16 protein-coding genes are annotated in these 13,021 nt (G+C 69.7%); 9 read left to right on the top strand and 7 right to left on the bottom strand.

Annotated elements, in window-relative coordinates; genetic code table 11:
- The first annotated feature begins 130 nt into the window (after positions 1-130).
- Entirely contained in the window at positions 131-1,072 is a 942-nt protein-coding gene (locus tag ACIRYZ_RS41585) for an ADP-ribosylglycohydrolase family protein (protein WP_402953855.1), read from the top strand.
- On the opposite strand, the gene ACIRYZ_RS41590 is transcribed toward ACIRYZ_RS41585, so the two are convergent.
- Positions 1,056-1,874: an NAD(P)H-binding protein gene (locus tag ACIRYZ_RS41590; RefSeq protein WP_402953856.1), complete on the bottom strand. Its 819-nt coding sequence runs from the start codon at positions 1,872-1,874 to the stop codon at positions 1,056-1,058. The genes ACIRYZ_RS41585 and ACIRYZ_RS41590 overlap by 17 nt on opposite strands.
- A gap of 81 nt (positions 1,875-1,955) precedes the next feature.
- Between ACIRYZ_RS41590 and ACIRYZ_RS41595 the strand changes: the two genes are divergently transcribed.
- The 3 genes from ACIRYZ_RS41595 (at position 1,956) to ACIRYZ_RS41605 (ending at position 3,727) form a co-directional block, all read left to right on the top strand.
- Positions 1,956-2,369 (top strand): winged helix-turn-helix transcriptional regulator, encoded by a 414-nt coding sequence (locus ACIRYZ_RS41595; RefSeq protein WP_402953857.1) that lies wholly within the window; start codon positions 1,956-1,958, stop codon positions 2,367-2,369.
- 242 nt (positions 2,370-2,611) lie between these two features.
- Positions 2,612-3,091 (top strand): ricin-type beta-trefoil lectin domain protein, encoded by a 480-nt coding sequence (locus tag ACIRYZ_RS41600; protein ID WP_402953858.1) that lies wholly within the window; start codon positions 2,612-2,614, stop codon positions 3,089-3,091.
- 216 nt (positions 3,092-3,307) lie between these two features.
- A complete protein-coding gene (locus ACIRYZ_RS41605) occupies positions 3,308-3,727 on the top strand; it encodes a molybdopterin-binding protein (RefSeq protein WP_402953859.1) in 420 nt (139 codons plus the stop codon).
- A 21-nt stretch (positions 3,728-3,748) separates the two neighbouring features.
- Here ACIRYZ_RS41605 and ACIRYZ_RS41610 read toward each other — a convergent pair whose 3' ends face one another.
- The 5 genes from ACIRYZ_RS41610 to ACIRYZ_RS41630 form a co-directional block, all read right to left on the bottom strand.
- Entirely contained in the window at positions 3,749-5,005 is a 1,257-nt protein-coding gene (locus tag ACIRYZ_RS41610) for an alpha/beta hydrolase family protein (RefSeq protein WP_402953860.1), read from the bottom strand.
- A 169-nt stretch (positions 5,006-5,174) separates the two neighbouring features.
- On the bottom strand, positions 5,175-6,386 hold the full coding sequence (locus ACIRYZ_RS41615; RefSeq protein ID WP_402953861.1) for an acyl-CoA dehydrogenase family protein: 1,212 nt from the start codon (positions 6,384-6,386) through the stop codon (positions 5,175-5,177).
- Complete coding sequence (locus tag ACIRYZ_RS41620; RefSeq protein WP_402953862.1) at positions 6,387-7,412, bottom strand: phosphotransferase family protein; 1,026 nt, start codon at positions 7,410-7,412, stop codon at positions 6,387-6,389.
- Between the two features lie 140 nt (positions 7,413-7,552).
- On the bottom strand, positions 7,553-7,762 hold the full coding sequence (locus ACIRYZ_RS41625) for a DUF397 domain-containing protein (protein ID WP_402953863.1): 210 nt from the start codon (positions 7,760-7,762) through the stop codon (positions 7,553-7,555).
- Between the two features lie 3 nt (positions 7,763-7,765).
- On the bottom strand, positions 7,766-8,590 hold the full coding sequence (locus ACIRYZ_RS41630) for a Scr1 family TA system antitoxin-like transcriptional regulator (RefSeq protein WP_402953864.1): 825 nt from the start codon (positions 8,588-8,590) through the stop codon (positions 7,766-7,768).
- A 106-nt stretch (positions 8,591-8,696) separates the two neighbouring features.
- Here ACIRYZ_RS41630 and ACIRYZ_RS41635 point away from each other — a divergent pair, with 106 nt between their 5' ends.
- The 3 genes from ACIRYZ_RS41635 (at position 8,697) to ACIRYZ_RS41645 (ending at position 10,749) form a co-directional block, all read left to right on the top strand.
- Complete coding sequence (locus ACIRYZ_RS41635) at positions 8,697-9,044, top strand: hypothetical protein (protein WP_402953865.1); 348 nt, start codon at positions 8,697-8,699, stop codon at positions 9,042-9,044.
- A complete protein-coding gene (locus ACIRYZ_RS41640; RefSeq protein ID WP_402953866.1) occupies positions 9,041-9,403 on the top strand; it encodes a hypothetical protein in 363 nt (120 codons plus the stop codon). The genes ACIRYZ_RS41635 and ACIRYZ_RS41640 overlap by 4 nt, the downstream gene beginning before the upstream one ends.
- Before the next feature lie 80 nt (positions 9,404-9,483).
- On the top strand, positions 9,484-10,749 hold the full coding sequence (locus ACIRYZ_RS41645; protein WP_402953867.1) for a hypothetical protein: 1,266 nt from the start codon (positions 9,484-9,486) through the stop codon (positions 10,747-10,749).
- A gap of 214 nt (positions 10,750-10,963) precedes the next feature.
- Here ACIRYZ_RS41645 and ACIRYZ_RS41650 read toward each other — a convergent pair whose 3' ends face one another.
- Entirely contained in the window at positions 10,964-11,740 is a 777-nt protein-coding gene (locus ACIRYZ_RS41650) for a hypothetical protein (RefSeq protein WP_402953868.1), read from the bottom strand.
- Positions 11,741-12,053: 313 nt separating this feature from the next.
- On the opposite strand from ACIRYZ_RS41650, the gene ACIRYZ_RS41655 reads away from it, so the two are divergent.
- Entirely contained in the window at positions 12,054-12,581 is a 528-nt protein-coding gene (locus ACIRYZ_RS41655) for a hypothetical protein (protein ID WP_402953869.1), read from the top strand.
- Positions 12,582-12,583: 2 nt separating this feature from the next.
- Positions 12,584-12,967, top strand: coding sequence for a hypothetical protein (locus ACIRYZ_RS41660; protein WP_402953870.1), 384 nt, complete (start codon positions 12,584-12,586; stop codon positions 12,965-12,967).
- Positions 12,968-13,021 lie beyond the last annotated feature (54 nt).

Consider the following 13,021-nt stretch of genomic DNA (forward strand, 5'->3'; position numbering starts at 1 on the left):
CCAGCGGGTCGGCGTCGGGGTCGAGCTGGTCGAGGTCGAGGATGGCGGTCCACTCGGCCGGCTCGGCGTCCCCCGCGGGGCGCCGGGAATCCGGGTGCGGGAAGGAACCGGCCCCTGCCAGGATGCCGGGATGACATCGTTTTCCGCCGCTCGCGACTCATTGGAGGGCCTGGCCCTCGGGGACGGATTCGGGGAGCGCTGGTTCCCCCTCTTCCGGACACCCCGGGAGGCGTTCGACCAGATCCGGGCCCGGCGCACGCCGCAGGAAGGACCTTGGCACTGGACCGACGACACCGCGATGGCGCTGTCGGTGTACGGGGTCCTCACCGCCTTCGACGCGGTGCACCAGGAGCGCCTCGCCAAGGCCTTCGGGGCCACCTACCTGGCCGACCCGAGCCGCGGCTACGGGCACGGCATGCACCTGCTGCTGCCCGAACTGGCCGAGCAGCCCGGGAGTTGGCGCACCGGGGCGCGCGAGCTGTTCGACGGTCAGGGCAGTCTCGGCAACGGCGCGGCCATGCGGGTGGCACCGCTGGGTGCCTGGTTCTGCGCGGACCTCGACGAGGCGGCGGAGCAGGCGGCGCTGTCCGCCGAGGTCACCCACGCACACCCCGAGGGCGTGGCCGGGGCGGTCGCGGTCGCCCTGGCGGCGGCCCTCGCCGCCCGCGGCCGCACCGGGCCCGCGCCCGCCGGCGCCGAGCTGCTGGCAGCGGTGGCCGACCGCACCCCCGCCGGCACCGTCCGCGACGGGCTGCACAGCGCCGCCGGGCTGCCCGCGGACACCGAGCCCTGGCGGGCGGCCGACCTCCTCGGCAACGGACAGCGGATCACGGCGAGCGACACCGTCCCCTTCGCCCTGTGGTCCGCCGCGCACCACCTGGACAGCCTGACCGACGCGCTGTGGACCACCGCCGAGGGCCTCGGCGACGTGGACACCACCTGCGCCATCACCGGCGGCGTGGTCGCGGCCCGCACCGGGCTGGCGCGGGTGCCGCAGGTCTGGCTGGCCTGCCGCGAGCCGCTGCCCGACTGGGTCGCGCAGGCCGCCGACGAGGTCAGCGCCCCGCGATGACCTCCAGGGCCGGGCGGGGCGGGCGGCCGAGCAGCGCCGCCAGGTCGCCCGGCCCGCCCGGCCCGGCCAGGAAGCCGTGGGCGATCGCCGAGTAGGTGCCGACCACCATCGGCACCTGGAAGTCCAGCGCGTCCGAGGCCGCCACCGCCGTGCGGGCCTCCCCCAGCCCGCCCGGGCGGTACTCCGCGCCGAGCACCTCGGCCACCTCCGCGCCGCCCACCGCCCGCTCCCCCACCAGCTCGTAGGTGCGGCCCGCGTGCGCGGCGGGCGCCAGGGCGACGTTGACCGCCACCTCGGCGAGGTCCGCCCGGGCCACCGCCGCCAGCCGTCCGGTACCGAGCGGCGCGGTGATCACCCCGTCCGGGCCGGGCGCGGCGATCGCGGCCAGCAGCTCCGCGTAGAGGCCGTTGCGCAGCACCGTCCATCGCAACACTGCGGATTCGCGCAGCCGCCGCTCGGTCCAGCGGTGCGCGAGCGCGTAGGGCAGGTGGTCGCCGTCGCCGGAGAGGCTGGTGTAGACGACGTGCTCGACGCCCGTCTTCTCCGCCGCCTCGATCACCGCGCCGTGCCGGGCGATCACCACGTCGTCCTCGGCGGCGCCGGCCGAGATCAGCAGCAGGGTCGTCACCCCGGCGAAGGCCTCCGCCAGGGTCTCCGGCCGGTCGAAGTCCACCAGCCGGGCGGGTACTTCGGCCGGCACCCGCTCGGGCGTCCGACTTCCCGCGAGGACGCCCTCGCGCCCGCCGAGCCTCTCCAGTACGAGGGCGCCGAGACCTCCGTTGACACCGGTGACGAGCAGCATGGTTCCCCTCCAGGGATGATCGGCCGTTGGCTACCCGACCATCCTCGATAGCCTGGGCGTCCGGCGTAAGGAGGCACTTCCATGTCAGTAGGGCACACCGCGGTAACCACCCCCCGTCCCGTCGTGTGGTGCGAGGACGGCGTGGACTGCGGGATCCGCGACCTGCTGAGCCGGCTGGGCGACAAGTGGTCGGTGCTGGCCGTGGTCGAACTCGCCCAGGGCGTACGGCGGTTCCGCGAGCTGCAGCGGGCGCTGCCGGGGATCTCCCAGCGGATGCTGACCCTGACGGTGCGCCGACTGGAGCGCGACGGCCTGGTGTCGCGGACCGTCCACCCGACCGTCCCGCCGCAGGTGGAGTACGAGCTGACGCCGCTCGGGCACAGCCTGACCCACCTGGTGCGGGCGATGGTGGACTGGTCCTACGACCACCACGACGCGATCGTCGACTCGCGCGCGGCCTGGGACGAGGCCAACCCGGGCTCGGAGATCCGCTGATGGCTGTCTGACCACATGCGAACCAGTCAGGTGATCATTTGTCAGACAGTCCTCTGTGTCATGCCCGGCGAGGTCAACGCCAGATCCTCCGCGGCTACCCGTTCAGGTGAATGCACCGCCCGGCTCTGTTAGTTCGATGGCGAGCGATGTTCCAATTGGCATCGCACTCGGGCCTGAGCTGTGACATCACACCCTGATCGTGCGCGAACCGCACGGCCCTCAGCGAGAACGGAACTGCCCCCATGGCAATCGCCCTCCGCAAGACTCTCGCCGTCGCCACCCTGGCACTCACGACCTCCTTCCTGCCCGCCGGTCAGGCGGGGGCCTCCGACGCCACCCACTCGACCCCGCGCACCCCCGGTGCCTACTGCCTCGCCGACGCCTGGCAGACCCCGAACATCAGCACGAAGCCGTGCAACACCGGCGACCCCGGCCAGCACTGGACCGTCTCGGGCGAGCAGATCTCCCTCAGCAACGCGCGGGGCTACTGCCTCGCCAACACGTGGCAGTCCCCGTTCGTCTCCACGAAGCCGTGCAACCCCAATGACCAGGGGCAGTACTGGACGGTCTCGGGCGAGCAGATCTCCCTCACCTTCGACCCGGCCTACTGCCTCGCCAACACCTGGGGCACCCCGAACGTCAGCACGAAGCCGTGTAACATCACCGACCCCGGGCAGCACTGGGTGGTCTTCAACGACGAGATCAGCCTGGCGCTCGCCTGATACCCCGTTGCCGTGCCCACTGCGCGGGAAGTCGGCCCGGCCGACTTCCCGCGCAGTGCCGTCCACCGAGGATTGGTGGGCTCCGATCTGCGGGCGGATTCGGCGTTGCCCACTCGCACGCGTGAGGAGGCTTCTGCAGGCTCCTGGCCACGTGATTACGGTGGTCAACGCAGGGCAGGAGGAGTTCCTGCCCCCACTCTCGCGAGGTCGGTCTCCATGAGCCTGAGCATCCGCAACCAGATCCCCGGCACGGTCACCTCCGTCACCACCGGTGAGGCGATGGCGACGGTGGAGGCCCGCCTGGACGGCGGTCAGGAGATCACGGCGGCCGTCACCGCAGACGCCGTGCAGGACCTCGGGCTCGCCGAGGGCGCTGCTGTGCGCGCCATGGTGAAGTCCACGGAGGTCTCGCTCGCGACCGGACCGGTGGCAGGTCTGAGCATCCGCAACCAGATCCCCGGCACAGTGGTCGACGTGGCGGCGGGGGCCGCCATGGCGACGGTGAAGGTGTCCGTCGAAGGCGGTGAGCTGACCGCGGCCATCACCAAGGACGCTGCGACCGAACTCGGCCTGGAGGCCGGCTCGTCGGTCGTCGCGCTCATCAAGGCCACCGAGGTCTCGCTCGCCACGGCGTGACCCACCGCGGACGAGACTCCCCTACCGCTCGTACGTCATCTCCGGGAACCGCGCCGAGGGCCCGTCCAGCAGGTGGTCGTCGTGGCCACGCAGCCAGCGGTCGAAGAAGGAGGCGACGTAGCTGCGGGTGGCCAGCTCGGCGCGGTCGGGGCGGATGTCGCCGACGTCCTCGGCCAGCTTCTCGGGGCTGATCGCGCCCTGGCGGGCGAGCTGCGGGAGCAGGGACTGCGCGTCGGTGTAGGAGCCGTGCCGGGAGCCGTCCATGGTGAGGTCGGCGTGCCAGCCGGTGCTGTGCTGCCACAGGGCGTCCCAGCCGGGCTGCTGGTGGTAGCTGCCGGAGTCCGCGTTCCGCGTGCCCATCAGCAGGAAGGGGCGGTCCAGGCCGTCCTGGGCGACGCTGGGCAGGTGGACGCCGGTCCTGCCGTCCGGGCCGGGGAAGTGCAGCTGCCCGTCCAGGTTGATCCCGGCCGCGATCCGCGGGTCGTCGTGCATGGTCTGCAGGGCGGTGAAGCCGCCCGCGGAGTGACCGACCATGCCGATCCGGTCGAGGTCGAGCGAGTCGGCGAGGCCGGCCGGCAGGCTGCGGTCGCGGCGCAGCCCGGCGAGCCGGTCGAGCACGAAGCGGGTGTCGTCGACGCGGGTCCGGAGCGAGGTGCGCAGCACGGCCCCGATGTCCAGGTCGGGCCGGCCCATCAGTTCGGGGAAGACGGAGGTGGCCAGGTCGCCGCCCGGGAACTGGACCTCGGAGGCCTCCCAGGTGTGGTCGATGGTGACCACGACGTAGCCGCGCGAGGCGAGGTCCTCGACCAGGGCGGTGCCCCAGGTGCGCGGGTCGCCGAGGCCGGGTGAGTACAGCACCACAGGGCGCCTTCCGCCGGGGAGGGCGGGCGCGTCGGCGCGCGCGTGGGTGCGGACGTCGGCCCAGTCGGTGCGGCCGGCATCGAAGCCGTAGTTCGCCCGGCCGACGCTCCCGGCGCTGCCGAAGTGCGCGGCCGCGGCCGGTTCCATGTAGCGGGCGCGGTCGCCGCCGCCGGCGGGGCGGGCGGTCGGGTACCAGAAGCCGATCATCAGCTCGCGGGGCCGCCCGGGCTTCAGCGGGAACTCCCGCTCCTCGTCGGTGAGGTGCAGGGTGGTGGTGCCGATCGGGTACGGCCCGGTCGGCCGCGGCAGCCACGCTGTGGCTGCCCGCTGGCCGCCGGTGTCCTCGGGTGCCGCCAGCGCCCCGGGCGCGCCCGCCAGTCCGAGCGCTGCCGACGCTGCCAGCAGTACCGCTGCCACGGCCCGTCCCCGCCTGACCATCACGTCTCCCCTCATCTCCGGTCGACCTCTCCATATCGACCTGGCATGCGGGAGACAGTACGGGCGCGGACGGGCCGCAGCCGTCATACCGTGGAGCCAACTCACCCCTGGTGCCCAGGTATGACGTCTTCGGGTTACCGGTTCCGGGTTACCGGTACTTCTTGAGCTCCCGGCGGGCGAGCGAGCGCTTGTGCACCTCGTCCGGCCCGTCGGCGAGGCGCAGGCTGCGGACGCCGGCCCAGAGCTGGGCGAGCGGGGTGTCCTGGCCCGTGCCGCCGGCGCCGTGGGCCTGGACGGCCTTGTCGAGGATCCACTCGACGGTGATCGGGGTGGCGATCTTGATGGCCTGGATCTCGGCGTGCGCGCCGCGGTTGCCGACGGTGTCCATCAGCCAGGCGGTCTTGAGGACGAGCAGCCGCAACTGCTCGATGCGGACCCGGGATTCGGCGATCCAGTCCTGGATCACACCCCGGTCGGAGAGCGGACGGCCGAAGGCGACGCGCGCGCTGGTCCGGCGGCACATCAGCTCCAGCGCCCGCTCGGCCATGCCGATGGCGCGCATGCAGTGGTGGATGCGGCCGGGGCCGAGCCGGGCCTGGGCGATGGCGAAGCCCGTGCCCTCCTCGCCGATCAGGTTCTCCGCCGGCACCCGGACGTCCTCGAAGAGCACCTCGGCGTGGCCGCCGTGGTCGGAGTCGTCGTAGCCGAAGACCGTCATGCCGCGTTTGAAGGTGACACCCGGGGTGTCGCGCGGGACGAGGATCATGCTCTGCTGACGGTGCGGTTCGGCGTCCGGGTCCGTCTTGCCCATCACGATCAGGATCTTGCAGTCCGGGTTCATCGCCCCGGTGATGTACCACTTGCGGCCGTTGATCACGTACTCGTCGCCGTCCCGGACGATCCGGGTGGCGACGTTGGTGGCGTCCGAGGAGGCCACCTCGGGCTCGGTCATCGCGAAGGCGGAGCGGATCTCGGCGTCCAGCAGCGGGCGCAGCCAGCGCTCCTTCTGCTCGGCACTGCCGAACTCGGCGAGCAGCTCCATGTTGCCGGTGTCGGGGGCCGCGCAGTTGAGTGCGGGCGGGGCCAACTGGGGGCTGCGGCCGGTGATTTCGGCGAGCGGCGCGTACTGGAGGTTGGTCAGCCCGGCGCCGTGCTCGCCGGGGATGAAGAGGTTCCACAGGCCCTGCTTGCGGGCCTCGGTCTTGAGCTCGGCGATCACCGGCGGGACGGCCCAGGCCCCGCGGGCGGGGTCGGCGAGCTGCTCGGCGAGGACGGGCTCGGCCGGGTAGACGTGCTCGTCCATGAAGGCGAGCAGCTGCTCGCGGAGTTCGTTCGTCCGGGCGTCGTAGGCGAAGTCCATTCAGTTCTCCTTGAGGGTGCTCAGGCCGTGCCGGGCGAGGATCGGGGCCATCTCGCCCGCGCGCTCGAACCCGGCGCCCAGGGTGCGGCCCTGCTGGAAGCGGAAGTAGATGCCCTCGGCGACGGCGGCGAGCTTGAACGAGGCGAAGGCCACGTACCAGTCGAGGTCGGCGGCCTGGCGGCCGGTCAGCTCGGCGTAGTAGGAGACGATTTCGTCGGCCTTGGGGAAGCCGGGGGCGGTCATGGCCGAGGGGATGATGCCGCCGCCGACGCCGGCGAGCTCGGTGTACATCACGAGCAGGCCGATGTCGGTGAGCGGGTCCCCGAGGGTGGACATCTCCCAGTCGAGGACGGCGGTGATCGTGTCGTCGTCGACCAGGACGTTGTCCAGCCGGTAGTCGCCGTGCACCAGGGCGGGCGCGGGCGAGGTCGGCAGGCGCTCGGCGAGCAGGGCGTGCAGCCGGTCGAGGTCGGGCAGGTCGCGGCTGCGGGAGGCGGCGAGCTGCTTGGACCAGCGGCGCAGCTGGCGCTCCAGGTAGCCGTCGGGGTGTCCGAAGTCGGCGAGGCCGACGGCGGCCGGGTCGATCCGGTGCAGGGCGGCCAGGGTCTCGACCAGACGGCGGCCGAGCGCGTTGACGCGCTGCTCACCAAGAGCGGCGAGCGTTTCACGGTCCCGGTGCGCCGTGCCGGTGACGTACTCCATGAGGTACCAGGGCGCGCCGAGCACGTCGGTGTCGTGGTCGATCAGCAGCATGCGGGGAACTGGCACCCCGGTGCCGCTCAGGGCGGACATGACACGGTACTCGCGGCCCATGTCGTGGGCGGTCGCGAGGACGTGCCCGAGCGGGGGACGGCGAAGGACCCAGCGGGAGGCGCCGTCGGTGAGGACGTACGTGAGGTTGGAGCGACCCCCCTCGATGAGGTCGGCCCACAGCGGGCCCTGGACGGTGCCGGGCAGCTCGCGGTCCAGGTGGGTGCGGAGACGAGCCAGGTCCAGGCCCGGCGGGTCGGCGGGAGTCTCGGGCATCGGGCGGCTCCTCGGACGGCGAATCGATGACTAAGCGCTTGCTTAGCATCGAGCTCGGGGCCGCCCCCTGTCAATGCCACCCGAGACGCGACGAACCCCCGGGCAGGGCAGCCCGAGGGTTCGTTTGGGTAGGTCGCAGATCAGATGTCGCCGAACTCACCGGCGGCAGTCGCGGCAACGAAGGATCGCCACACCTCGACCGGGAAGACGAGCGCGGGCCCCTCGGGGTCCTTCGAGTCACGGACCGGAACGACGCCGGGGAAGTCGGGCGAGACCTCTACGCAGGAACCGCCGTTGTCGGAGTACGACGACTTGAACCAGGAAGCGCGGGACAGGTCTGGGCGGGTCATGGGTCAGAGTTCCTTTCGGGCCTTGTGAATCAGGTCGAGGGTCGCCGCTCTGGTCAGCGCTTCCACCTGCAACCGATCGTAGGCCCTTTCCCATGCCCTGACAGTCCCGTCTTCCCGCACGACAAAGCCGTTCTCCGCAGATTCCGTGTAGCCGACCACAGAGCGATCGGCAAACGTCAGCAACGTGACGAAGGCGCGGAACGGGGCGTGCTCAGCCAAGCTGAACGGGGCCACCTGGAAGATCACATGAGGCTTCATCGCCATCTCGACCAGGTGATCAAGCTGTGCGCGCATCGTCGCAGCACCGCCCACCGGGCGACGGAGGCCACTCTCGTCTATCACCGCGTGGATGACCGGTGGCTCCGCGCGCTTCAGCAGCCGCTGTCGCGCGACGAGGAACTTCATTCGCTCCTCAGCCTGATCCTGAGTGCTACTTCCTCGCTGCACTGCCGCCGCTTCCCTCGCGGAGGCGTAGGCCTTGGTCTGGAAGAGCCCAGGGATGAGGTTCGGTTCGAAGATCCTGATCTCCGACGCACGGGCCTCCTGTCCAGCGTGCTCCGGAAAGCCCTCCAGGAATCCCCTCCTCCTCATCCCGACCCACATCAGCTCAAGCGTCTGCCCAGTCCCGAGCGCCTTGTCAGCCGCTCTGACGAAGTCTCGGCTGGTGGATTTGCGACCTGTTTCCACTGCCGAGATGTAGCTGTCCGAGTAGCCCATGGCTGCGGCCAGGTCCTGCTGGGTCCAACCCAACGCCTCCCGCGAGCTGCGGAGTAGCGCGCCGAAGGACTCACGCGGAGACGACGTTGGGTCAAGTTCCTTGCGGTTCACAGCACACGCCCAATTCCACTTGAAACACAGGCAAGTTGAACGATTCCCAAGCTTAGCCGACAGTGGGCACTACTGGTAGTCGTTTCGCTACAGAGAGGAGCCAGCGGTGAGCTGTCCCACGCCCCCGCAGACCTTGCACCGCCCCCAGGTGGTCATCTACCTGGCCAAGACCAACTCCCGCTTCCCCGAGCGCGAGTTGCGCATGTGCGAGGCCTACGCCCACGCCTTCCGCTGGGACATCTCGCTGATCGTCGTGGACGATGAAGCCGCCGTGAAGGGGCCCGAGCACCGGCCCATGCTCCAGGCCGCCCTCCAGCGCCTCCTCGAAAACCGCGCCGGCGCGATCCTCATCCCCAGCAAGGCCACCATCTCCCCCATCGACGGCGAGTTCAACGAGTTCGCCGAGCGCGTCGAGAAGGCCTCCGGCTTCATCCAGGTGGCGACCCGCCGATGACAACCGACCGCTACACCGCCGTCCCCGCCGACGCCCCGCACGGCGCCTCCTACCAGGCCTGGGTCATCCGCGACCGCAGCACCGACCTCCTCGTCAAGGCCCTCCCCCCGGCCGACGAGCCGCTCCGCTTCTACTCCTACGCCCACGCCCAGGCCTGGATCCGCAAGAACGAGCCGCCGCGCACCGCGTACGAGATCCGCCTGATCGACGCCAAGAGCCCGCACTTCCTCCAGTTGGAGTGCTGGGGCCTCTGGGACCTCACGTACCACGAGTACCTGCGCATGCCCGGCTTCTCGGACCGGGTCCGGCGTTTCTACACCCTCGTCGGCGCCGAGGCTTTCCGGCAGCACATCAGCTGACGTCAAACGTGAGGAACTTGTGAGACGTGCAACCTCACCCGCCCAAATAGTCATCGATCAAGTGTTCTTCTGATCGAACTATGGAGGTATGGGTGCGGACTGCTCGTGGCACGGCCGGTCTGCTGGCGGTGGGGGTCCTCGCGGCCCTCGCCCTGGCAACGGGAGGATCCGCCCCGGGGAGCAGACCGTCCGCTGCTCCCCAAAGCCCCGACCCCAGCCCAACCACCAACGACACGCCCGCCTCCGTCCCCTCCCCCGCCCCGACCCCGACCTGGGACGGCCAGGTCAAGGTCCTCGGCGACGGCTCGACCTCCTACACCGGCCCCCAGCCCAAGCAACCCACCCCCGAGAAGCTCAAACCGGGCGAGAAGCCACCGCAGTTCGTCGTCTTCTCCTGGGACGGCGCTCTCGAAGGCGACGACCACCTGTTCTCCCACTTCCGCAAGCTCGGCGTGGAGAACAACGCCCAGATGACCTTCTTCCTCTCCGGCATCTACACCGTGCCCAAGTCCAAACGCACCCTCTACCGCGCGCCCCAGCACGACCCCGGCGCCGCCTCGATCGACTTCGCCACCGACGCCCACGTCAAGGACACCCTGGAGCAGCTGCGTCTGGCCTGGCAGGACGGCAACGAGATCGGCACCCACTTCAACGGCCACTTCTGCGGCCCCAAGGGCGGTGGCGACTGGAGCACCGAGGAGTGGAAGAGCGAACTCGACCAGGCTGTCTCCTTCGTCACCAACTGGAAGACCAACACCGGCTACAAGGACCTCCCGCCCCTCCCCTTCGACTACACCAAGGAGCTGGTCGGCGGCCGCGCCCCCTGTCTGGAGGGCCAGAAGAACCTGCTCGCCGCCGAAAAGGCGACGGGTTTCCGCTACGACGCCAGCTCGCCGGGCGAGTTCCAGGTCTGGCCGGTCAAGAAGCAGGACATGTGGAACTTCCCGCTGCAGATGCTGCCCTTCCCCGCCAAGGAGACCCAGGGCCTCTCGATGGACTTCAACTTCCTCGCCGGCCAGTCCGGGAACACCACCAAGGGTGACCCGAGGAAGTACGCCGCCTGGGAGAAGGAGGCCCGCGAGAGCTACCTCGCCGGCTTCGAACGCGTCTACAACGGCAGCCGGGCCCCACTCTTCATCGGAAACCACTTCGAGGACTGGAACGGTGGCATCTACATGCAGGCCATCGAGGACGTGATGAAGAGCGTCTGCAAGCGGGCCGGCGTCCGCTGCGTCTCCTTCCGCCAGGTCGCCGACTGGCTGGACGCCCAGGACCCGAAGGTCCTCGACAAGCTGCGCCAGCTGGATCCGGGGCAGCCGGGCGACTGGTCACGCCTGGTCAAGTGACCGGTCTTGGGCGGCTGCGGACTCCGCAGCCGCCCAGGAGACTACGGTTTCGGCACCGCAACGTTGATGATCATTGATCACCTTGCCAGCCACAATCGCCGGACCGTGCACGGGAAGCCCACCCCTCCAGGCTTTCGGCATAGCCTTCGACGGCCGACTCTTCAACGGTCGCCGGTAACTCACACCGCACGAGTTACACCACTGGCTGTACAGGTCACGAGCCGGTTGGGGACTGGCTGGTCGTATTGGGGCTGGTCGTGGACGAGCCGCCCGTGTCCGGGCCATTCGTGTTCGGGCTGGTCGTGGACGAGCCGCCCATGTCCGGGCCATTCGTGTTCGGGCTGGTCGTGGACGAGCCGCCCGTATTCGGGCTCGTCGTGTTGGGACCGGTCGTGGACGAGCCGCCCGTATTCGGGCTCGTCGTGTTGGGACCGGTCGTGGACGAGCCGCCCGTATTCGGATTGGTCGTATTGGGGTTGGTCGTGTTCGGGTTGGTCGTGTTGGGGCCAGGAGCGCACCAACCGCAGCTCGGAGATGGTTTCCCCTTCTCCGCCGGCCCCGGATAGTACGGGTGCTCAGGAACCGGATTAAAGGGCAGAACGGGTCCGACCGCCTTGCCCATGAGAGATTCCATTTGTTCAGTATATCCATCTTTAGTGCCCGCCAAGACCCCTGTTTGATAGACGTAGCGAGGGTCATTTCCTGACACCGTGGGGTACTTCGTGAATGCGCGGCTCGTCTGGCCGTGCTTGAAGTCGACATTGGCCGCCTGGTGGCCGAGTTGCAAGCCAACCTGGTAGCCGGAATCCCAGCTATTCGGTTGGGGCGGGTTTGATTGCTCGACGTACTGAGGGGCGCTTAGCGCGGCCGGAGCAGCGTTCGCAAGGGCCGTTCCACCGCTTCCCAGAAGCGTCCCAACCCCCATCAGGGCGGCGGCGGTCAGACCGCTCGTCCGTCGCATTCCTGGGTGCCGCATGGATTTGCCGTTCATTTCAGATACCGTATCCGTTGAGCCTTCTACGTTTTCCTCTCTTGCCCACTGCCAACGGTAGCCCGAATGCATCGATACCAACAGGGCCGGATGGCCCGCCCGGCTTTGAGCCGGGCGGGCCGGCGCCTGCACTTTCACATAAAGGCTGAAATATCTGCCGCCGACGCCTGACGACCATGGCGCCCGGCACAGACGGTGCGGTCATGTAAGCCGGAGGGGGCGGCCAGCCCGCGAGCGGTCGCCACCAGTGGCCACATCGACGAGTCGCGAATCTCGATGGCGCAGCGGCGCCGGCGCTGCCAGGGTGTCCCCCGTGCCGAAGAAGTTACTCTTCATGACCCTTGCTGGCCATGGACACATCAACCCAATACTGCCATTGGTCGAGGAACTCGTACGGCGCGGGCACCAGGTGGACTACGCCACCGGGGCAGGCCACGCCGCCGCGGTCACCGACGCCGGCGCACGCTGGTTGGAACTACCGCCGTTGGCCCCGTTCACGCCACCGTCAAAGATCGGCCCGGAGACTGTAGCCGGCTGGTTGCGCCACTACTTCGCGGCCATGAGTGCGACCTACCTGGTGCTGCAGAAGTACTGTGCCTCGGAGCCGGTGGACGCAATCTGTTACGACACGACGAACTGGCCCGCCCGCATCATCGCCAGGAGCCTGGGCATCCCGGCCGTGCAGTGCTTCCCTCACCTCGCGTCGAACGAGACGTACTCACTGGACCGGCAGTTGACCGCAGGGCTCGACGCCGACGATCCGGCGATGGTCTCGCTCGCCGCCGACTGCGCGGCATTCTCCACCGAGTACGGCGTCCCCTCGGTGTCGCCGACACCATGACGATGGCGGACGAGCTCAACCTCGTGTTCGTCCCACGGGAGTTCCAGCCGGCCGCTGACAGCTTCGACGAACGCTTCCACTTCATCGGCCCCTCGATGGGCAGGCGCGAACAGGCCGAGCACTGGTCACCGCCCGACCCTGACGCACCACTGCTGTACGTCTCACTGGGCACCGTCTTCAACGGTCACCCGGAGTTCTACCGCGCCTGCACGGCCGCCGTCGCCGACGGGCCGTGGCAGTTGGCGATGACCGTGGGCGACACGGACGCCGCCGCACTGGGCGCCGTCCCGAGCCGGGTGGACGTCCGTTCGCGCTTCCCGCAACTGGCGGTACCTCCTGTTTTGCGGCTCTTCTGCTCCATCCGTGGGCGTCCTCGGGGTGCCTGACGCAGTGCACGCCGTCCCCCGTGCAGATCTTGAGGTGCTGAAGCCTGAGATCGA

The sequence above is a fragment of the Kitasatospora sp. NPDC101155 genome (assembly GCF_044768305.1).
Taxonomy (GTDB): domain Bacteria; phylum Actinomycetota; class Actinomycetes; order Streptomycetales; family Streptomycetaceae; genus Kitasatospora.